This window comes from Streptomyces sp. CA-288835, from assembly GCF_050936385.1.
Lineage (GTDB): Bacteria > Actinomycetota > Actinomycetes > Streptomycetales > Streptomycetaceae > Streptomyces.
The window spans coordinates 629914-648203 of sequence record NZ_JBNJMW010000001.1 but is presented as its reverse complement, the minus strand read 5'-3'; the positions used below and the strand labels follow the sequence as shown (position 1 = coordinate 648203).

At 69.6% G+C, this 18290-nt stretch carries 19 protein-coding genes; 10 read left to right on the top strand and 9 right to left on the bottom strand.

Annotated features, from left to right (window positions below):
* Positions 1 to 45: 45 nt before the first annotated feature.
* From ACQEVY_RS03035 to ACQEVY_RS03010, 6 genes are all read right to left on the bottom strand, one after another.
* A complete protein-coding gene (locus ACQEVY_RS03035; protein ID WP_432944502.1) occupies positions 46 to 708 on the bottom strand; it encodes a protein-L-isoaspartate(D-aspartate) O-methyltransferase in 663 nt (220 codons plus the stop codon).
* A gap of 122 nt (positions 709 to 830) precedes the next feature.
* Positions 831 to 2189 carry an alkaline phosphatase PhoX gene (locus ACQEVY_RS03030; RefSeq protein WP_432944500.1) on the bottom strand — a complete coding sequence of 453 codons (1359 nt, stop codon included), beginning with the start codon at positions 2187 to 2189 and terminating at the stop codon, positions 831 to 833.
* A gap of 670 nt (positions 2190 to 2859) precedes the next feature.
* Positions 2860 to 2994 carry a hypothetical protein gene (locus tag ACQEVY_RS03025; RefSeq protein WP_432955659.1) on the bottom strand — a complete coding sequence of 45 codons (135 nt, stop codon included), beginning with the start codon at positions 2992 to 2994 and terminating at the stop codon, positions 2860 to 2862.
* A gap of 272 nt (positions 2995 to 3266) precedes the next feature.
* Positions 3267 to 4214, bottom strand: a complete 948-nt coding sequence (locus ACQEVY_RS03020; RefSeq protein ID WP_432944498.1) for an NADP-dependent oxidoreductase — start codon at positions 4212 to 4214, stop codon at positions 3267 to 3269.
* 2 nt (positions 4215 to 4216) lie between these two features.
* Complete coding sequence (locus ACQEVY_RS03015) at positions 4217 to 4501, bottom strand: DUF2218 domain-containing protein (protein WP_432944496.1); 285 nt, start codon at positions 4499 to 4501, stop codon at positions 4217 to 4219.
* Between the two features lie 50 nt (positions 4502 to 4551).
* The gene (locus tag ACQEVY_RS03010; RefSeq protein ID WP_432944494.1) at positions 4552 to 5223 is read right to left on the bottom strand and encodes a GTP cyclohydrolase II; all 672 of its coding nucleotides are present in this window, start codon (positions 5221 to 5223) and stop codon (positions 4552 to 4554) included.
* Positions 5224 to 5516: 293 nt separating this feature from the next.
* On the opposite strand from ACQEVY_RS03010, the gene ACQEVY_RS03005 reads away from it, so the two are divergent.
* The 3 genes from ACQEVY_RS03005 (at position 5517) to ACQEVY_RS02995 (ending at position 8267) form a co-directional block, all read left to right on the top strand.
* Positions 5517 to 6452 carry an ABC transporter ATP-binding protein gene (locus ACQEVY_RS03005; RefSeq protein ID WP_432944492.1) on the top strand — a complete coding sequence of 312 codons (936 nt, stop codon included), beginning with the start codon at positions 5517 to 5519 and terminating at the stop codon, positions 6450 to 6452.
* Positions 6452 to 7288: an ABC transporter permease subunit gene (locus ACQEVY_RS03000; protein WP_432944490.1), complete on the top strand. Its 837-nt coding sequence runs from the start codon at positions 6452 to 6454 to the stop codon at positions 7286 to 7288. The genes ACQEVY_RS03005 and ACQEVY_RS03000 overlap by 1 nt, the downstream gene beginning before the upstream one ends.
* Positions 7289 to 7472: 184 nt before the next feature.
* Positions 7473 to 8267, top strand: coding sequence for a methyltransferase domain-containing protein (locus ACQEVY_RS02995; protein ID WP_432944488.1), 795 nt, complete (start codon positions 7473 to 7475; stop codon positions 8265 to 8267).
* 55 nt (positions 8268 to 8322) lie between these two features.
* Here ACQEVY_RS02995 and ACQEVY_RS02990 read toward each other — a convergent pair whose 3' ends face one another.
* Both ACQEVY_RS02990 and ACQEVY_RS02985 read right to left on the bottom strand, forming a co-directional pair.
* The gene (locus tag ACQEVY_RS02990; RefSeq protein ID WP_432944486.1) at positions 8323 to 8652 is read right to left on the bottom strand and encodes a TfoX/Sxy family protein; all 330 of its coding nucleotides are present in this window, start codon (positions 8650 to 8652) and stop codon (positions 8323 to 8325) included.
* An 11-nt stretch (positions 8653 to 8663) separates the two neighbouring features.
* The gene (locus tag ACQEVY_RS02985) at positions 8664 to 9110 is read right to left on the bottom strand and encodes an SRPBCC family protein (protein ID WP_432944484.1); all 447 of its coding nucleotides are present in this window, start codon (positions 9108 to 9110) and stop codon (positions 8664 to 8666) included.
* 256 nt (positions 9111 to 9366) lie between these two features.
* On the opposite strand from ACQEVY_RS02985, the gene ACQEVY_RS02980 reads away from it, so the two are divergent.
* On the top strand, positions 9367 to 10104 hold the full coding sequence (locus ACQEVY_RS02980; RefSeq protein WP_432944482.1) for a flavodoxin family protein: 738 nt from the start codon (positions 9367 to 9369) through the stop codon (positions 10102 to 10104).
* A gap of 131 nt (positions 10105 to 10235) precedes the next feature.
* Positions 10236 to 10826 (top strand): DM13 domain-containing protein, encoded by a 591-nt coding sequence (locus ACQEVY_RS02975; RefSeq protein ID WP_432944480.1) that lies wholly within the window; start codon positions 10236 to 10238, stop codon positions 10824 to 10826.
* Positions 10827 to 10840: 14 nt separating this feature from the next.
* Here the strand turns inward: ACQEVY_RS02975 and ACQEVY_RS02970 are convergent, their stop codons facing one another.
* Positions 10841 to 11533: a GNAT family N-acetyltransferase gene (locus ACQEVY_RS02970; protein WP_432944478.1), complete on the bottom strand. Its 693-nt coding sequence runs from the start codon at positions 11531 to 11533 to the stop codon at positions 10841 to 10843.
* A gap of 329 nt (positions 11534 to 11862) precedes the next feature.
* Here ACQEVY_RS02970 and ACQEVY_RS02965 point away from each other — a divergent pair, with 329 nt between their 5' ends.
* The 5 genes from ACQEVY_RS02965 to ACQEVY_RS02945 all read left to right on the top strand — a co-directional run bounded on the left by ACQEVY_RS02965 (position 11863) and on the right by ACQEVY_RS02945 (position 18108).
* The gene (locus tag ACQEVY_RS02965; protein ID WP_432944476.1) at positions 11863 to 12576 is read left to right on the top strand and encodes a GntR family transcriptional regulator; all 714 of its coding nucleotides are present in this window, start codon (positions 11863 to 11865) and stop codon (positions 12574 to 12576) included.
* Positions 12577 to 12610: 34 nt separating this feature from the next.
* Complete coding sequence (locus ACQEVY_RS02960) at positions 12611 to 13777, top strand: NAD(P)/FAD-dependent oxidoreductase (protein ID WP_432944474.1); 1167 nt, start codon at positions 12611 to 12613, stop codon at positions 13775 to 13777.
* A gap of 149 nt (positions 13778 to 13926) precedes the next feature.
* Entirely contained in the window at positions 13927 to 15048 is a 1122-nt protein-coding gene (locus ACQEVY_RS02955) for a PfkB family carbohydrate kinase (RefSeq protein WP_432955040.1), read from the top strand.
* Positions 15045 to 15968 (top strand): pseudouridine-5'-phosphate glycosidase, encoded by a 924-nt coding sequence (locus ACQEVY_RS02950; RefSeq protein WP_432944472.1) that lies wholly within the window; start codon positions 15045 to 15047, stop codon positions 15966 to 15968. Before ACQEVY_RS02955 ends, ACQEVY_RS02950 begins: the two co-directional genes overlap by 4 nt.
* Before the next feature lie 145 nt (positions 15969 to 16113).
* Positions 16114 to 18108: a right-handed parallel beta-helix repeat-containing protein gene (locus ACQEVY_RS02945; protein ID WP_432944470.1), complete on the top strand. Its 1995-nt coding sequence runs from the start codon at positions 16114 to 16116 to the stop codon at positions 18106 to 18108.
* The last annotated feature ends 182 nt before the right edge of the window (positions 18109 to 18290 follow it).

Here is an 18290-nt window from a genome sequence, read left to right as displayed (position 1 = left end):
GTAATGCCATGTCAATGGGTTGTTGCTCCGAGACTTGAGGGTGCCTCAAGGAGGACCCGCGTCGTCCTGCGGAAAGCCGTACCGTCCCTGCAGCCGGACAAAGCGGGCCGCGGTCACCATCCGCCGTTGCTCCAGCCCGGATGGGGTGCGTACGAAGCACACGACGCGCTCGTGTCCGCCCGGCCCGATCGGCTGGACCAGGCGGCCGGACGGCCTCAGTTGCGCGATCAGCGGCGCGGGTACCTCCGGGAACGCGGCCGACACGACGACCGCGTCGTATGGAGCGCGGTCCGGCACGCCGCCGCTGCCGTCGCCGACTCGTAGCTCTACGTTCTGGACCCGCTGCCGCGCGAGATTGCCGCGCGCCTGGCGGGCGAGGTCCGGCCGCATCTCGATGCTGACCACGTCGGCGGCCAGCCTGGCGAGCAGCGCCGTCTGGAAGCCGAGACCGGTACCGATCTCGAGGACATGCTCGCTCCCGTCCAGGGCGAGGCACTCGATCATCATGGCGGACAGCGACGGCTGGGTCGTGACCTGTCCCTGCCCGATCGCAATGGGTTCGTCGCGGTAGGTGGCGGCGACCTGACCGGCCGGAACGAATTCCGTTCGGGGCGTCGTCCGTACGGCTTCGAGCAGCCGCTCGTCCCTGATCCCGGCGGCTGCGAGGGCTCGCGCGAGATCTTCGGGCTTCCTGGGGGCGGAGTTCATGGGCGGCTCACCACGCCTCAGCCTAAGAAGCTCGTGGCAGCCGGGCCACCGGGTGAGCGTTGCCGGACCGGTTCTGACTCCGGTCCGGCAGCCCTGCGGGCAGACGGTGCCCTACGGAGGGATCAGAGCGCGCCCTGGGCCCAGGGGCCGGTGATCGCGAACGTGATGCCGGGCGTCTGGATGTTGACGAACAGCCAGTTGCCGTTCTTCGGCTCGAATACGGATCCGGCCCACTCGGAGCCCCTGTGGTCGGCGGCCGGGACGTTCTTGCCCGCGGTGCCGCCGCGCAGGTCGACGTTGTTGACGGCGAAGCGGAAGATCTCGCCCTCCGTGGTCAGTCCATGGACGTACTCGGTGCCGCCGCCGTCCTCGCAGAGCACCAGGCCGCCGCGAGGGCTGACGCACATGTTGTCCGGAGCGTTGAGCACGTCGGCGCCGGGGGAGGCGAAGAGCACCCGGAACTCGTCGGTAGCCGGGTCGAGTTCGAAGACCTGCCCCTGGCGGGCCGGGCCGCCGTCGGTCGTGATCACGTAGATGCGGTCGTTCCCGTACCAGGCGCCCTCGAGGCGGCTGAAGACGGCGGCGCCCTTCGCCTGAGCCTGGAGCCGCACCGTGTCCGTCGCCGGGTCGACGTCGTCCACGGGCACCCAGGAGACGGTGCCGTACGCCTTCTCCCCGTCGAGGCGGGTGTCGTACGTCGCGGCGCCGATGCGCATGGCCTCCAGCCGGCCGCCCTTGGACAGGTCGCCCGGTACCGCCGGCACGAACCGGTACAGGGAGGCGTCGCCTCGGTCCTCGGTCTCGTAGACGTAGCCGGTCGCCGGGTCGATGGCGATGGCCTCGTGGTTGAACCGTCCCATTGCCTTGTACGGCTCGGGGTTGCCCTTGCCTTCCGATGCCACCTCGAAGATGTAACCGTGGCGCTTGCCGGCCGTCGTGGAGAAGGTCTCCTCGCAGGTCAGCCAGGTGTTCCACGGGGTGGGACCGCCGGCGCAGTTACGGATGGTGCCGCCAAGGCTGCCGTAGGACTCCAGCCATATGCCGGCGTCCGGGTCGAAGGCCATCGTGGTGGTCCCGCCGCCGGCCTCGGGGTTGTAGGCCGGGGCGGTGAAGGCCGGTCCGGCGCCGCGCTCGTGGTTGCGGACGATGTGGACCTTGTCGTCGTACCGGAAGGCCGCCATGCCGTCGTGCGAGCCCGGGGTGCGTACCCCGTCGTCCATGAGGTCGTTCGTCCAGCCGTAGGAGATGTACTCGAAGCCGCGCGGCAGCTGCAGCAGTTCCAGGCCAGTCGCCTGGTCCTTGACCGGGCGCAATGGGCCGTATCCGGCGTCGAATTCCAGCTTGACCGGCGCGGCTGCCGCGGTTCGCGCCGCGAGGGCCTGGAACGGTACGGACGCGGCGGCGGCCACGGCCGCTCCGCGCAGGAGGGTACGTCGTTCCGGACCGGAACTGGTGGGTCTTCCAGCGGGCTTGGCTGACATGGGGGTCCTCTCGATGCGACGAAACGATGCGACGAACGAGGGGGCGGCGGGTGTCACCCTAGGAGCAGAGGCTTGGTCGTTTGCCCAACGGGGGGTGAGCGTTGGGAGAACGCAAGGCTCCGCGGGTTGCCTCCGGCGGTGGGGCGGGTGCGGGTGCGCTGTGGCTGGTCGCGCAGTTCCCCGCGCCCCTGAGGTGGTTGGTGGGTGCGGGGCCGCGGTCCGGTGCGTCAGCCCGTCGCCAACGGGGCATACGGCCCCTTGCTGGTACAGGGTTCTGGTGTGCCCAGACCGAAGCTAAGCGACGGGCATAGGACGCACCGGCCCACGTCCCCTCCCGCCGACGGGAAGCTGCGGGTAGTTGGGGGTGAGTGCGTGGTGGCTGGCGAGCATGGTGGCTGGTGAGCATGATGGCGGACGGCTCCAGGAGCGCCCCGTCAGGGGCGCGGGGAACTGCGCGACAAGCCGCAATGCACCCGCAGCCGCGACACAACGTGTCACCCCCACCCCGGTAGGCACCCACCCACCCGCCGGAGGCAGGGGGTCTGGGGCGCAGCCCCAGTTTCGGGAAGGGGCGGGGCTGGGGAACTACACGACCACCCACGACGGGGCCGCAGTCGAAACACGCACCCCAACCCCCACGAACCCAACCCTCTCAAACCGCCGGAGGTGCTCAGTCGAACTCCTCTACATACTCCTCCGGCGGTCCCAGCTCGGGGCGGTCCCGCAACTCCAGGGATCCGCCGAGCCGTTCCAGCTCGAGGACCGTCACGGTGTTCTCGCGGAAGGGTCGTCGCCGGACAGGCATGACCTGTCAAACTCCCCGGAGCGATCCAGGGGAGAATCTCCCGGAGTCATCCGGGAGAGAGCTTCAACTGGACGAGTACACGGACTCGGCACTGACCCACCGCTGCAGTTCTTCGAGCTGCAACGGTGGGACGCCGTCCGCTCCGTGACCGGCTTCGGCAGCGTCACGACCTCCCGGCTCCGGGTGGCGCTCACCGGCAGATCGCGACGGAGCAGTACACCCCGACGCTGACCGAGATCGCCGTATACCGCAGCGGCGGGTAGACGGCCCGGTCAGAGGAGGATGACGGTCTTGCCGCGGGAGTGTCCGGTGCGGGCGCGGGTCACCGCGGCGGGGGCGTCGGCCAGGGGGACTTCGGCGTCGATCGTGACGCGGAGTTTGCCGGCGGCGGCGAGGTCGGCGAGGGCCTCGAGTTCTGCGCGGCTGGGGTTGTTGGAGAGGTTGACGCCGCGGATCTCTCGGGCGGCCAGCGCGTCGGGGTCGGCGGCGCCGTTGGTACTGACCAGGATGCCGCCGGGTTTGAGCAGGCCGGCCAAGGAGTCGGTGTCGCCGCCGTGCGGGGTGATCAGGTCGAGGACGGCGTCGATGCCGTCGGGGTAGGCGGCCAGGACCTGTTGGGCGGTGGGTGCGGCGTGGAAGTCGATGGTCTCGTGGGCGCCGAGGTCGCGGAGGTGGCCGGCGATGTCGGGGGCGGCCGTGGCCAGCACCCGGGCCCCCTGGAGGGCGGCGAACTGGACGGCGGACTGGCCCACGCCACCGGAGGCGCCGTTGACGAGGATGACGTGCCCGGTGTCGAGCCGGGCCGTCTCGATGGCCTGGTAGGCGGTCATGCTGGCCGTGGGCAGCGCCGCGGCGACGGGGAACGGCAGGCTGTCGGGTGTGCGGGCGAGCTTGCCGTCCTCGGGGGCCAGCACGTACTCGGCGTACGAGCCCCGCCCGTGCTGGACGCTCATGAACTGGCCGTAGACGGTGTCGCCGGGCCGGAAGCGGGTCACGCCGGCGCCGATGCCCTCGACCACTCCGGCGCCGTCCGAGCCCATGACGAGCGGGAACTCGTGCTCGACGGCGTGCTTCAGGGCGCCGTCGGCGACCTTCCAGTCGAAGGGATTGAGCGCGGCGGCGTGCAGGCGCACCAGCACCTCGCCCGGGCCCGGCTGCGTTACGGGCAGGTCGGTCAGCCGGGGCTCGGCTCCGAATCCGGTGATGACGACTGCCTTCATGGCTAGGCGTCCCAGGTGACGGTGAGTTCGTTGCGGCGGCCGAAGCGTTCGAGATGGCTGCTCACCACGTCCTGGATGGCGGTGAGCGAGCTCCCGTCCGGGGAGGTGACGCGGATCAGCAGGTGGTCGTCCGCGGGCTGGAGTACGACCTCGGTTTCCTGGAAGGCGAGGCGGTGGCCGCCGTCCGGGGTCTCCTCTACGGGGATCTTGCGGCCGAAGTGGGCGGCGAACTGCTTGGCGTAGCGCGGGGCGGCGTCCGTTGTGACGCGGGCGAGGGAGGAAGGCATGGGTGACTCCTGGATGAGGGGATCGGAGGGGCCCGCAGCCCCGGGTGCGGTCAGCCGACCAGGGCGGTGACGGTGGCCGTGTCGGGCAGCGCGATGGTGTGGTGGGTGCGCTGGGCCTTGGCGTGCAGGTAGCGGACGTTGTCGTCGGTGGCGAAGACACCGGTCCGCCGGATGAAGCGAACGGCGACGCCCAGGTCCCTCAACTGCCCAGCCTTGTCGGGGTTGTTGGTGAGCAGGTCCAGCTCGGCGATATCGAGGGCGGCGAGCATCTGGGCGGCGGCCGTGTAGTCGCGGGCGTCCTCCGGCAGTCCGAGCGCGGTGTTGGCCTCGTACGTGTCCAGGCCCGCGTCCTGCAGCGCGTAGGCGTCCAGCTTGTTGTAGAGGCCGATACCGCGGCCCTCCTGGCGGAGGTAGAGCAGAACGCCACCGGTGGCGGCGATGCGCTCCACGGCTTCGCGCAGCTGCGGGCCGCAGTCGCAGCGCGCCGATCCGAACACGTCCCCGGTCAGGCACTCGGAGTGCAGCCGCACCAGCGGTGCCGCGCCCGCCGCGGGGTCGCCGAGGACGAGCGCCACATGCTCCTTGCCGTCGGCCAGACCGTGGAAGGTGACGGCCTCGGCGGTGACCTCGTACCCGTCGGGGAAACGCAGCGGGATGGTCACCCGGGTGCGTACCGAAGCACTGCCGAGAACGGTCTGACCTGCTGAGAGGGAGGCGTGCATGGGGGCTCCTCGAGGATCGGACGAGCGCGGTTCAGACGTGAAGCTCGGTGCTTGAATGCTTGAACGATATCCTGTGCTTCAAATTTTGAACACACCGAGGCGTGTGGTGCCGATCACGCCGGCTCGAGGGACTGTGCGGTGCAGACTGCGACATCGGCGGGATCAACCCACGGTCGCTGTCCCGGGCGACGACGTACTGCGGTCGTGGTACGCACAGTGCACGCCGTGGGCTGACGCCCGAGCCCGCGTTTCTCGAGAGCCTTGAAGCCTCAAAAGATGTGAGGTGGATTGTTGTGATCGAGGTAACCGACCTCAGCAAGAGGTACGGCGACAAGCTCGCCGTCGATGAACTCAGCTTCGCTGTGCGCCCTGGAGTGGTGACCGGGTTTCTCGGGCCCAACGGCGCGGGCAAGTCGACCACGATGCGGATGATCATGGGCCTTGACCGGCCGTCGTCCGGTACGACGCGTATCAACGGCCGCCCGTACGAGCAGCACAAGGCGCCGCTGCACGAGATCGGGGCGCTGCTGGAGGCGAAGGCGATCCACCCCGGGCGTTCGGCCTATGACCACCTGCTGGCTCTGGCGGCGAGCAACGGCATCGGCAAGCGGCGGGTGCTGGAAGTGATCGACATGGTCGGGCTGACGGAGGTGACCCGCAAGCGGGCGGGCGGCTTCTCGCTGGGCATGGGGCAACGGCTCGGCATCGCCTCGGCGCTGCTCGGTGACCCCCAGGTCGTGATGCTCGATGAGCCGGTCAACGGCCTTGATCCAGAAGGCGTGTTGTGGATCCGCAACCTGCTCAAAGATCTCGCCGACCGGGGGCGGACCGTCTTCGTCTCCTCCCACCTGATGAGCGAGATGGCGCTGATCGCCGAGGACCTGATCGTGATCGGACGCGGGCGGCTGCTGTCCGCCGGTCCGCTCGCCGACTTCATCGCCGGGTCCTCCACACGCAGCGTACGAGTGCGCTCCCCGCGGGCCGCGGACCTGCGCGCCCTGCTGCTGGGCGATGGCGTCTCGGTCTCCACCAGCGAGCCCGGCGTCCTGGATGTCACCGGACTGGAAGCGGCCGAGATCGGTGAACGCGCCGCGGCCGCCGGCCTGGTGCTCCATGAACTGTTCCGGCAGGAAGCCTCCCTGGAGGAGGCGTTCATGGAGCTGACCCGCGACTCCGTCGAATACCACGCCACCTCCGCCGAGCCCGTCACGACGGGAAGGACGAACTGATGAGCACCACAGACCTCGCTCCGCAGGACACGAACATCACGGCCCCCCGGCCGGCGGACCGTCAACGGGTCACCTTCCCGCGGGTCATCCACATGGAATGGATCAAGCTACGGTCGCTGCGCTCGACGACCTTGACGCTGGCGATCACGGTGGGCCTCCTCGTCGGCTTCGGGCTGCTGTTCAGCAGTCTGGTCGGCTCGGGGGAGGGCCCCGGAGAGGACGATTTCGGCGACCCGACCGCGATCACCCTGGGCGGAGTGACGCTCGCCGCGCTGGCCATCGCGGTGCTCGGCGTGCTGATGACCGCCGGTGAGTACGCCACCGGAACGATCCGCGCCACACTCGCCGCGGTGCCGGCCCGGCTGCCGGTGCTGTGGGGCAAGGTGGTCGTCTTCGCCGCGGTGAGCTTCGTACTCATGCTGATCGCGGCTCTGGGAGCCTTCCTGCTCGGCCAGTCGGTCCTGTCCTCCCGCGACATGGACACCGCGGCGCTGTCGGATCCGGGCGTGTTCCGCGCGGTCATCGGCGCGGCGGTCTACTTGACCGGCGCCGGCCTGATCGGCCTGGCGGTCGGGTCCCTGCTGCGCCACACCGCCGGGGCGATCACCCTCGTGGTGGGCGCACTGTTCGTGGTGCCCGGCCTGGTCCAGCTGCTGCCCAGCAGCTGGAACGACGCCATCGGCCCGTACCTGCCGTCGAGCGCGGGGAACGCCATCATGGCGGTGCAGACGGAGGGCGACGCGCTGTCACCCGGGGGCGGACTGGCGGTGTTCGCCGTGTACCTCGTCGTCCTCCTGGCGGGCGCGGCGGTTCTGCTCAAGCGGCGCGATGCGTGAGTGCGGGGCTTGAGGGCGGTGCCTGAGCCGGTCGCTGCCGGAGCTCCGGCAGTCCGTTCGTACGCCTCTGGCGTACGGGCGGGTGGTGCCGTCCGTCGGTGCCGGATCGGCTACATCCGCCCCCCATGAACTTCGATGCTTGGGCAAAATGGACGGTCTCTCTCAGCAGACGGAGACGATGGAAATGTCCGAATATTCGTTGGCCCTCAGTGATGCGGAGATCGAGCGGTACCGGCTCATGGCCGAAGTCGCCGAGGGGAGGGAACGTGACCTGTGGGCCGCCGCAGGAGTGGTTCCCGGTGCGCGGATCGCGGATGTGGGATGCGGACCCGGCGCGATCGCCGTGCGGCTGGCGGACACGGCCGGTCCCGACGGCGCGGTGTGGGCGGTCGACCGGGACGGCGACGCGCTGGCCGTGGCCTCCGCCCTCGCCGAGAAATCCGGGGTGCGGGTGCGCACGGCGACAGGGTCCGCCGACGCCACCGGGCTGCCCGACGGCACCTTCGATGTCGTGATGCTCCGGCATGTCCTGGCCCACAACGGTGGCCGTGAGCAGGCGATCGTCGACCACCTCGCCACGCTGGCCAAGCCGGGCGGCGGTGCCGTGTACCTCGTCGACATCGACGCCGACTCCTTCCGGCTGCGCGGGGCCCCGGAGGCGTACGACGAAATGGACGAGCGGTATCGCGAACTGCACCGCCGACGCGGCAATGACCTGACCGTCGGCACCCGGCTCGATGAACTGCTCACCGCGGCCGGCCTGGAACTCGTCGCCTTTGAGGGCCACATCAGTGTGATCACGCCGCCACCGGGTATGCGCGGTCCGGCCTGGGCCGCCCGCGACGCGATGATCGCCGAAGGCCTGGTCACGCCGGAGGACGTCGCCCGCTGGGACGAGGAGTTCGGCAAGGTGGAACGCGAGAGGCGCGATATCAGGTTCTTCGCCGCCAACTTCGTCGCCTTCGCCCGACGGCCTTGAGGCGTAAGTCCTCAGTACTCCTGAGTACTCCTCAGTGCCGCTCCCTGACGAGGCATCACTTGGGTGGGAAGGTCGCGGCGAAGGCGCGTCCCTCGTCGATCCACCCGCCGAGGACGTCGTCCTCCGTGAGAGCGGTCCCGTCGACGAGGACCCAGCCGCGCATCGGGCGGCCGCTCATATCCATGACGCGTGTGCCGGGCCGGGCCAGAGCAGCGTCGGCGTTGTCGGTGCCGACCCGCACCATGAGATCGTCGCCGCTCACGCACACGGCCATGTTGCCGCGGCACAGGAAGGCGAGACCGCCGAACATCCGCTGCTCCTTGATGTCCGGATCAGCGCCCAGCCGGTGTCGGATCCGTTCCGCCAGTCCCTCGTCGTACGCCATGACGGTTCCTCCTAACGTCCGACGAGCCGGTGCTCGAGGTCGCGCAGGTCCTTGCCGATGGAGGAGCGTACCTGGCGGGACAACAACGGCGCGGCCAGCCGGTAGAAACCACCTTCACCGCCCTGGACGCGAATGCCGGCGAGAGTGCCCCTCGGGTTCGCGTCGAAGGTGTAGGTGACGTGCATCGGCATCGGACCGGCCACGGAGACCATGTCCAGCAGACGGGGCGGCTCGTACGCCGCGACGCGCAGGACGTAGTCGATGCGCCGACCGAGGAAATACGCCGTACGTGTGACCTCGGCGCCCATGCCGAAGCCGCCCTCGTCCGCCTCCCGGGTCAGCTCGGCGGTGCGGATGCCCTGGGTCCACTCGGCGTCATGGCGCCAGTCCATGGCGTACTCGGCGATCTGCTCGGGCGGGAGCCGGATCACGCGCTCCGCGGACACGTCGATCGTCATCGTGCTGCTGCCTTGTCCTCGACCGGCCCGGACCCAGGGCCCTGTTGCCGTGCCCAGGATCCTCCAGGCGGGAGGCGAGTGCACGACGAGCTGCCGGATGCCATCCGATGCTCTCGGATGCCGGTGGACAGCACCATGTGCTGGTGCGTCGCAGAGGGACAACGCCCGAGTTTCGCGAGACGCTGCCGCCGGGCCGCGGGGCGTGCCGGCTCCCGCCCCTCCAACCCTGTCCGCTCGCCTCCCCAGGAGCCCCGTCATGGCAGCACAGCCCGCCCCCTCCGCTGAGGACGGTTACCGCTTCGACGACCTGCGCGCGCTCTTCATCAACTGCACGCTCAAGCCGTCACCCCAGCTCAGCCACTCCCAGGGACTCATCGACAAGAGCCGTTCGATCATGGACTCCCGTGGGGTGACGACGGAGCTCGTCCGCGCGGTCGACCACGACATCGCTCCGGGCGTCTACCCGGACATGACCGAGCACGGCTTCGCCACCGACGCCTGGCCCGCGCTGTACGAGCGGGTGATGGCCGCGGACATCCTCGTACTGGCCGGGCCCATCTGGCTGGGCGACAACAGCTCCGTCACCAAGCAGGTCATCGAGCGCCTGTACAGCTGCTCCAGCCTGCTCAACTCCCAGGGTCAGTACGCCTATTACGGGCGGGTCGGCGGCTGTCTGATCACCGGCAACGAGGACGGCGTCAAGCACTGCGCCATGAACGTCCTCTACAGCCTGCAGCACCTCGGCTACACCATCCCGCCCCAGGCGGACGCGGGCTGGATCGGCGCCGCGGGGCCCGGCCCGTCGTATCTGGACCCCGGTTCGGGCGGCCCGGAGAACGACTTCACCAACCGCAACACCGCGTTCATGACCTGGAACGTGATGCACCTGGCGGCCCTGCTCAAGCGTGCCGGCGGCATCCCGGCCCACGGCAACCAGCGCACGGAGTGGGACGCCGGTTGCCGACCGGGGGCGGACAACCCTGAGCACCGCTGAGCCGGGTGCGGTGGGGCGACGGGGCGACGGGGCGACGTAAGGATTCCGTCATCGGCTGCGGGGTGCGGGACGGCCGCCCGTTCCCGTTGAGTGGGGCAGGATCAGGCACACACTCAGGAGGCGAGTCGGGGATGGGGCGCGTGCGCAAGGTATTTACGGGGCCGTTGGTCATCGCGGTGCTGGTGGTGGCGGTCGGCGGAGTCGGCTTCGGGCTGTACTGGTTCCAGCCGTGGAAGCTGTGGCAGGACGAGACGGTCCAAGAGGATCTGCCCGGGGTCACGGAGACCTCCGCTCCTCCCGCCGCGGCGCCTGCGCCCGCCGAGGAACCCTCTGACGAGCCCTCCGAGTCGCCCTCTCGCGCCACCGGTCCGCAGACGCTGTCGAGTGGTGAGCTGATCAGCCACGAGCACACGACATCGGGCACGGTGAAGCTCGTACGGCTCGCCGACGGCTCCCATGTCGTCCGGCTGGAGAACCTCAACACCAGCAACGGCCCGGACCTGCGCGTCTGGCTGACCGATGCGCCGGTGAAGGAGGGGAAGGCCGGCTGGCACGTCTTCGACGACGGGAAGTACGTCAGCCTCGGCAAGCTGAAGGGCAACAAGGGAAGCCAGAACTACGCCCTGCCCAGTGACGTGGACCCGTCGACCTACAACAGCGTGAGCATCTGGTGCGACCGCTTCGACGTCTCGTTCGGCGCGGCCGAGCTCGGGCGCGCCTGACGTAGGGCCGCCTCTTACGGCGTACGGAACCCGCGAAAGGTCACGTGCCTGCGGCTCTCGAAGCCGAGCCGTTCGTACAGGGCGATCGCGGCGGTGTTCGTCTCGGCCACGTGCAGGAAGGGACGTTCGTTTCGGGCCAGGACGCGTGCGGCGACCGCGTTCACCAGGCGGACGGCGTGGCCCTGCCCGCGTGCCTCGGGGGCCGTACAGACGGCGCTGATCTCGCTCCAGCCCGGAGGCCGAAGCCGTTCGCCCGCCATGGCCACCAGTCGGCCATTGGTGCGGATGCCGAGATAGGTGCCGAGTTCGTGGGTGCGCGGCCAGAACGGTCCCGGCTGGGTGCGCGCGACGAGGTCGAGCATCTCGGGCACATCGGCCGCACCCAGTTCGACCACGCCGTCGGTACCGGCCTGACCGGGTCGGTCACTGGGCCAGATCATCTGCCGGCCTTCGAGGTCGAAGACCGGCTCCCAGTCTGGCGGCGGGGGCGCAGGGCAATTGAACATGTCGGCGAACGCGCCCGGACCGAGCAGCTTGGCGAGATCCGCCCAGTCCGCCGAGTCAGCAGCGGGGGACACCGCCGAGAAGGTCGCGACATCCGGCAAGTACGTGGCGGCCCGCCCGAGTTGACGGGCAAGCCCAGCGTGGTGCCCGCGCAGCGACTCGCCCACCGGGTCGTCGAGTACGGCGGTGTCCGCGCTCGTCATGGTGCTGTGCCTTTCTCGACCGTCTCGTGGACCGGGACCGGGGAATGCCTTGGCCGGATATGCCTTGGCGCCGAAGTGAATTCCTGCGAATGACTCCGCTTGGAGGGGGCCGCGAGAGCGGTGCCATTGTCCCAGACGGCCTCATAGGCGATCTCCACGGGATCCCCGGCCCGGACGAGGGGACGGGAGCCGCCGTGGTCCTGAGCGATCTTGGACCGTCGCCCGGCGCGTCCACGCCCGCATCGGCGACATCGCGGCCGGCCGAGTCGACGGGCGAGTCGACTCCGCGAGGTATTGACCGGTCAATTGAGGAATCGTACGGTCGCACCATGACCGTGCCGCTCTACGTGCAGATCAGGCGAGAGATCGAAGCGAAGATCCGGGCCGGGGGCCTGCCTCCCGGCGCGCGGCTGCCGACCGAGAAGGACCTCTCCACCCAGCACGGCGTCAGCCGGGCCACGGCCCAACGGGTCCTCAACGACCTGGCCGAGGCAGGGCTGGCGATCCGCCTGCGGCGCCACGGAACGTTTGTCGCGGACGTGAAGCGGCAGATCAATCTGCTCAACTTCATCACCCCCGCGGTAGCCGCAAAGGGCGCCCCGGGCAGACACGACGTCGTTTCCGCGCGGATCGTCAGGGCCGCAGACGCCGTCCTGGCTCTCCCCGGCGCCTCCGCCGACACAGCCGTGGTGGAGCTGGTCCGCCGCAAGCTCGACGTACGCGAAGAGCCACAGTCGGTCGAGCGGCACGTCGTTCTCTTCGCAGTGGCCCCCGATCTTCTGAACGAGAACCTCGAAGACGTCGTGACCCTCCCGTACCTGCAGCGCAGAGGAGTACCGATCGATGCGATCCGGCTCTACCTCGACCCGGTGACCCTCGACGAACACGACGCCGCATTGCTGCACAGCGAGACCGGAACGCCCGCACTGATGAGACGCAGGGAGCTGCGTGCCGACGACGGAAGCGTCGTCGAGGTGGTCACGACCCTCGTCCGTCCGGGAACAGCCGAGTTCTTTGTGGAGCTGCCCGTACCCGCCACATGAGCAGCCTGTCCTGCCGAAAGGAAGTGCGTGAACGATGAAGGTCATCATCATCGGTGCCGGCGTGCTGGGCGTGAGCGTCGCGAGGCACCTTGCCGTCGTCGGCGCGGACGTGCTCCTGCTCGATCAGTGGGGAGCCGGCGCGGGTACGACCGCGACCACCTTCGCCTGGACCAACTCCAGCCGGAAGCTCGCCCCGGACTACCACCGGCTCAACTGCGCGGGGATTGAGGAGCACGCCAGGCTCGCAGAGCAACTGCCCGGCGCCCCTTCGTACTTCCCCAGCGGGGCACTGCAGTGGGCGGACGCCGCCAACGAGCAGTGGCTCGCGGGCAACGTCGAACGATTGCAGTCCCTGGGCTACCCCGCACAGTGGGTCACGCCTGATGAAGCAACCCGGATCGCGGGCGACCTCCGCATCCCGGCGACCATCACGTCCATCGCACACTTTCCCAGCGAGGGATACGTTCTGCCGGATCTCTTCGTGGGCGCCTTACTGGCGGATGCCGAGCGGCACGGAGCCAAGTTCGCGATCGGCGAGGTCGTGGCCATCGATGACCGGCCTGACGGAGTGTCCGTCACCCTGGCCGGAGGCCGGGTCTGTACGGGCGATCGAGTCGTCCTGGCGGCAGGCCGCTGGACACAACGGCTCGCGGCAGAGGCCGGGATCGGCATTCCCATGCTGACCGATGCCGGTCGCGGAGCGCAGACCGTCGGCCTTCTCGGCTACGCCAGCTACCCGGAACTCGACCTGCGCTGCGTGATCCACAGCCCCGGCCTCAACCTCCGCCCGGCGACCGGCGGGCGTACCGTCCTGCAAGCTCTCGATCTGAACGCTGACGTCGATCCGGCAGACCCTCCGTCCGTGGATGGCGACATCGCACGCACCCTCGCGCGGCGGTTCTCCGCTCTGCTGAACGATCCGAGCCGGCCACCGAAGATCGACCTGCGCGTCGGCATCCGGTCCCTGCCCGCAGACGGCCACACCGTCGCCGGCTATGCCTCCACGCAGTCCCGCGTCTACTGCCTCGTCTCGCACAGCGGCGTCACCTTGGCGCCGATTCTGGGACGGCTGGCCGCGACCGAGATCGCGACCGATCAGGAACAAGACCTCCTCAGAGCCTTCCGCCCCACCCGATTCACCGGCGCACGGCGCTCGGACATCGAGGTGGACCAACACGCCACCGGTCTGGGCGAGCAGTAGCCGACAGCCGCCCTTGACGGCGATTCCCGTCCCGCCGGGCGATGCCATCGGAGGCGGGCGTCCGGCATGAGCGTCGTATGCGGAGATGCGCACGCGTTTCCTGCAGGGCTTGCTTAGTCAAGTAAAGGCGCTTTAGGTTTCTTAGTGTGATGTTGACCCAACGCGAACGCGAGATCATCGCGCTTCTGCGCCGCGATCCGCTCGCCGGGCCGCAGGCGATCGCGGACGCGATCGGGACCACGCGCTCCGCAGTGAACGTGCACCTGTCCAACCTGGGCAAGAAGGGCGCGATCCTGGGGCGCGGATACATCCTGCGTCAGGAGAACGCGGTGGTGGTCGTCGGCGGCGCGAACATCGACATTAAGGTCCGTAGCCTCGCGCCCGTCCAGCACCGCACGAGCAATCCCGGCCGGTCGAACACCACCGCGGGCGGGGTCGGACGCAATGTCGCGGAGAACCTGGCGCGGCTGGGCACCCCGACCCACCTCATCGCGGCGGTCGGACGCGACGCGGCGGGCGGGCGGCTGCTCGGTGACACCCAGGCAGCGGGCGTGCGGGTGGACCATGTGCACCGCAGCACGCATCCGACCGGCACCTACACCGCGGTGCTCGATGCCGACGGGGACATGGTGGTGGCCATCTCGGACATGGCGGCCACGGACGCCCTCACGCCCCAGGACCTCCAGCAGGCGCGGGAGCTCATCGCGAACGCGAGCCTGCTGGTGCTCGACGGCAATCTCCCGGCCGACGTGCTGACATACGCGCTGGACATCGCCCACCCCGCCGATGTCCCGACCGTGATCGACCCGGTGAGCGCACCCAAGGCCGCACTCCTTGCTCCGCTGATCGCCCGGGAGCGTCCGATCTTCGCCCTCACTCCGAACCTGGAGGAGCTCGAGGCGATCATCGGCCGGCCCGTCGGCACCGAGGAGAAGGACGTGATCGCGGCTGCCGCCATCCTGCACGAGCGGGGCGTGCGGCACGCCTGGATACGGCTCGGTGAGCGCGGCAGTCTGCTGAGCACCGCCGATGACGGCCATACGTTCCTCCCCGCGCCGCCCGCCGACGTACGCGATGTCACGGGCGCCGGCGACGCCATGCTCGGCGCCTTCGTACACGCCCTGCTGGCGGGCAGCGAGCCGGTCGACGCGGCCCGCTACGGCCACGCCGCCGCGGCGCTGACGGTCGCCAGCGCGGCCACGGTGCGCCCGGACCTGACCCCGCGACTCATCGAGGACACCCTCAACGACCCGAGTTGGAGCCAGACATGACCGTCCCGCACCCCAGGCTGACCCTGACCGAAGAGGTTCGCGAGGCGCTGCACGACGGTCGCCCGGTCGTCGCCCTCGAATCCACGATCATCAGCCATGGCATGCCGTATCCGCAGAACGTGGAGATGGCCACCCAGGTCGAGGAGATCATCCGCGCCGGCGGAGCGGTCCCGGCGACCATCGCCGTCCTGCACGGACGGCCCTGCATCGGTCTGACCCCGGCAGATCTGGAACTGCTCGCGACCAGCACGGACGTGACCAAGGCCAGCGTGCGCGACCTGGCCTACGTGATGGCACGCGGAGGGCATGGCGCGACCACCGTCGCCGGCACCATGCGGCTCGCGGCCCTGGCCGGGATCAGTGTCTTCGTGACCGGCGGCATCGGAGGAGTCCACCGCGGCGCACCGGTGACCTTCGACGTCAGCGCGGACCTTACGGAACTCGCCGCCACCAACGTCGCGGTCATCAGCGCCGGCGTGAAGAGCATCCTCGACATCGGGCTCACCCTGGAGACGCTGGAAACCCTGGGCGTGCCCGTACTCGGTTACGGCACCGACGAATTCCCCGCCTTCTTCTCGCGCAGCAGCGGCTTCCCTTCCCCCATGCGAGTCGATTCGGCACGCGAGATCGCCGCCGTCATGCACGCCCGCTGGGACCTGGGCATCTCCGGCGGCGTCAGCATCGCCAACCCCGTCCCCGAGGACGACGAAATCCCGGCGTCCCAGATCGACGGCATCATCGAACAGGCCGTCGCCGAGATGGAGAAGGCCGGTATCTCGGGCAAGGAGGCCACGCCGTACCTGCTGGGCCGCATCGTCGAACTCACTAATGGCGAGAGCCTGCGGACCAACATCGCCCTGGTCAAGAACAACGCCCGCCTCGGCGCACAGGTCGCGACCGAATACGCGACCCTCCGGTAGGCCGCCCCTCCGCCACGTCCAGTGCGGTTTCGCCGACCAAGGGGCCGACGATTCCGACTTTGGTCGATGATGCCGCTACCTCAGGACGACTGCGCACCATCTCGTGCTGCCCTCAGGGTGGAACTCCGTTCATCGAGGAGGCGGCATGGCGATCTTCCGTACGCGGACAAGGGCATGCGTCGTGACGCAGGCGGCGGTGGCGATCGGGCTCGCGGTGGCGGCCGTACCGTCTCCGGCGTCGGCCTTCCCGGCCCCGACGGCGGCTCCCACGCAGCTGTACGTCGCTCCCTGGGGCAAGGACTCCTGGCCCGGCACCCTGGACCGACCCTTCGCCACACCGGCACGCGCGCAACAGGCCGTACGCGCCCGGGCGCCGCGGATGGCGTCGGACCTGGTGGTGAACCTGCGCGGCGGGACGTACCACCTGAAGGCGCCGCTGCGCCTGTCGGAGGCCGCGGGGGACTCCGGCCGGGGCGGCCACCGGGTGATCTACCAGGCGTACGGCCACGGGACATCGCGACAGGAGCGGGTGACGATCAGTGGCGGCCGTCAGCTCTCCGAGTGGCGGCCGGACCGATGGCTCAGGGGAGCCTGGCGCGCCGACGTGGGCGGGCTCGAGACCCGCCAGCTCTACGTAGAGGACCGGCGCGCCACGCGGCTCACGCGCGTGGGTACGGGCTTCCCGGGCACGCTGATGGCAACCAGGACCGGTTACGTCACCACCAGTGCCGTCCCCCGAACCTGGCGGAACCCCGGCGACATCGAGTTCGTCTACCGATCCGGCTATGTCGAGGGCCGCTGCGGAGTCGCGGGGGTCTCCGGCAGCGCCCGCCGGACCACCATCACCATGGACCAGCCGTGCTGGGATCTGGCCCAAGAGATGTACGAGGGACGGGAGTTGCTCGAAGCGCCGAACAGCGTGGAGAACTCACCCAGCTTCGCCCCCAAGCCCGGCAGCTGGTATCTCGACCGCTCCCGGCCCGGACACCACGAGGTGCTCTACTTCCCCCGGCCCGGGGAGGACATGCGCCAGGCCAGGGTGGTCGCCCCGGTCCTGGAGAACCTGGTCACCGGCACCGGCCGGCCCGGCCGCCCCCTCCACGACATCAGCTTCCGCGGCCTGACGTTCGCGTACGCCACCTGGCTGGCGCCCAGCGAACCCGCCGGGTTTCCCGCCGCGTGGAGCATGTACCTGCGGCCCGGGAAGGGCGAAGACGCGAGGCTGCTCACGGTGCCCGGCACGGTCGCCTTCCGCACCGCCGAGCGGATCACCTTCGAGGGCAACCGATTCACCCATCTCGGCGCCCAGGCGCTGGAGTTGTCCGAGAACAGCTCGTACAACGTCGTCGACGGCAACGTCATCAACGACGTCTCCGACGGCGGCATCCTGATGGGGGTGGTCCCGCCCGACCAGAAGGGGACCAACCGCGGCAACCGGATCACCAACAACTGGATCCACCACATCGGCGCGGAATACCACGCGGCCTCCGGCATCTGGGACACCGCGACCCAGGAGACCACCATCGCGCACAACCAGGTCAACGACGTGCCCTACACCGGCATCCTCTCCGGGCCCAGCGACGACCTGCGGGGCATCATGCGCAACAACCGCATCCTCGACAACCGCGTCTTCGCGACGAACCGGCTCCTCGAGGACGGAGGCGGCATCTACCTGCGCGGCGAACAGGGCAGCTCCTTCGCCGATGGAGCCGTCATCAGCGGCAACGCGGTCACCGACAGCAAGTACGGCGACTGGAACGTCGGGATCTACACCGACGACAGCACCAACTGGGTCACCGTGGACCGCAACACGGTCTACGACTACGTCGCCTCCATCGGCGGCTGCAGCGAGGAATGGGGCAACCGCCCCGTCCAGAACGTGCGCTACCGCGGCAACTTCTGGGACGACGCCGTGCCCGAATGGCTCGAACGACGGGAGTTCCCCGGAGCGTGGCCACCGGCCGACGAGCAGAACCCGGAGGAGGGGTGCGGAGACCCGCACCGCCTCACCTTCACCGACAACACCCTGCTGCCTCCCCGCAATCCCGGTTCGGCCTGCGCCGCCAACCCCGCCTGCGCCGCCGTCCTGGCGAACGCCGGCCCTCTCCCGTCCTACCGCCAGCGCTTGGGCATGCCATGACGGAACCGCGGAGTCGCGTATCCACGAGAGGTCCGATTCCCGCGCCCCGAGGCCAGGCCGATACTCTCGCCATGATCGATCCCAACTACCTGCGTTCTGAGGACGCCTTGGACGTGGGTGATGGACGGCGTCACGCAAGCCGTGGGACGTCCGGGGCGTCAGACGATTCGGCAGGGAGAGGG

Bases quoted from the DNA above. Each gene is read 5' to 3' on its own strand.
- ACQEVY_RS03025 (WP_432955659.1), bottom strand. From the start codon at position 2,994: ATGCCTGTCCGGCGACGACCCTTCCGCGAGAACACCGTGACGGTCCTC.
- ACQEVY_RS02965 (WP_432944476.1), top strand. From the start codon at position 11,863: ATGACCGTGCCGCTCTACGTGCAGATCAGGCGAGAGATCGAAGCGAAG.
- ACQEVY_RS03030 (WP_432944500.1), bottom strand. From the start codon at position 2,189: ATGTCAGCCAAGCCCGCTGGAAGACCCACCAGTTCCGGTCCGGAACGA.
- ACQEVY_RS02975 (WP_432944480.1), top strand. From the start codon at position 10,236: ATGGGGCGCGTGCGCAAGGTATTTACGGGGCCGTTGGTCATCGCGGTG.
- ACQEVY_RS02990 (WP_432944486.1), bottom strand. From the start codon at position 8,652: ATGGCGTACGACGAGGGACTGGCGGAACGGATCCGACACCGGCTGGGC.
- ACQEVY_RS02945 (WP_432944470.1), top strand. From the start codon at position 16,114: ATGGCGATCTTCCGTACGCGGACAAGGGCATGCGTCGTGACGCAGGCG.
- ACQEVY_RS03000 (WP_432944490.1), top strand. From the start codon at position 6,452: ATGAGCACCACAGACCTCGCTCCGCAGGACACGAACATCACGGCCCCC.
- ACQEVY_RS03015 (WP_432944496.1), bottom strand. From the start codon at position 4,501: ATGCCTTCCTCCCTCGCCCGCGTCACAACGGACGCCGCCCCGCGCTAC.
- ACQEVY_RS03035 (WP_432944502.1), bottom strand. From the start codon at position 708: ATGAACTCCGCCCCCAGGAAGCCCGAAGATCTCGCGCGAGCCCTCGCA.
- ACQEVY_RS02960 (WP_432944474.1), top strand. From the start codon at position 12,611: ATGAAGGTCATCATCATCGGTGCCGGCGTGCTGGGCGTGAGCGTCGCG.
- ACQEVY_RS03010 (WP_432944494.1), bottom strand. From the start codon at position 5,223: ATGCACGCCTCCCTCTCAGCAGGTCAGACCGTTCTCGGCAGTGCTTCG.
- ACQEVY_RS02995 (WP_432944488.1), top strand. From the start codon at position 7,473: ATGTCCGAATATTCGTTGGCCCTCAGTGATGCGGAGATCGAGCGGTAC.
- ACQEVY_RS02970 (WP_432944478.1), bottom strand. From the start codon at position 11,533: ATGACGAGCGCGGACACCGCCGTACTCGACGACCCGGTGGGCGAGTCG.
- ACQEVY_RS02950 (WP_432944472.1), top strand. From the start codon at position 15,045: ATGACCGTCCCGCACCCCAGGCTGACCCTGACCGAAGAGGTTCGCGAG.
- ACQEVY_RS02980 (WP_432944482.1), top strand. From the start codon at position 9,367: ATGGCAGCACAGCCCGCCCCCTCCGCTGAGGACGGTTACCGCTTCGAC.
- ACQEVY_RS02955 (WP_432955040.1), top strand. From the start codon at position 13,927: ATGTTGACCCAACGCGAACGCGAGATCATCGCGCTTCTGCGCCGCGAT.
- ACQEVY_RS03020 (WP_432944498.1), bottom strand. From the start codon at position 4,214: ATGAAGGCAGTCGTCATCACCGGATTCGGAGCCGAGCCCCGGCTGACC.
- ACQEVY_RS02985 (WP_432944484.1), bottom strand. From the start codon at position 9,110: ATGACGATCGACGTGTCCGCGGAGCGCGTGATCCGGCTCCCGCCCGAG.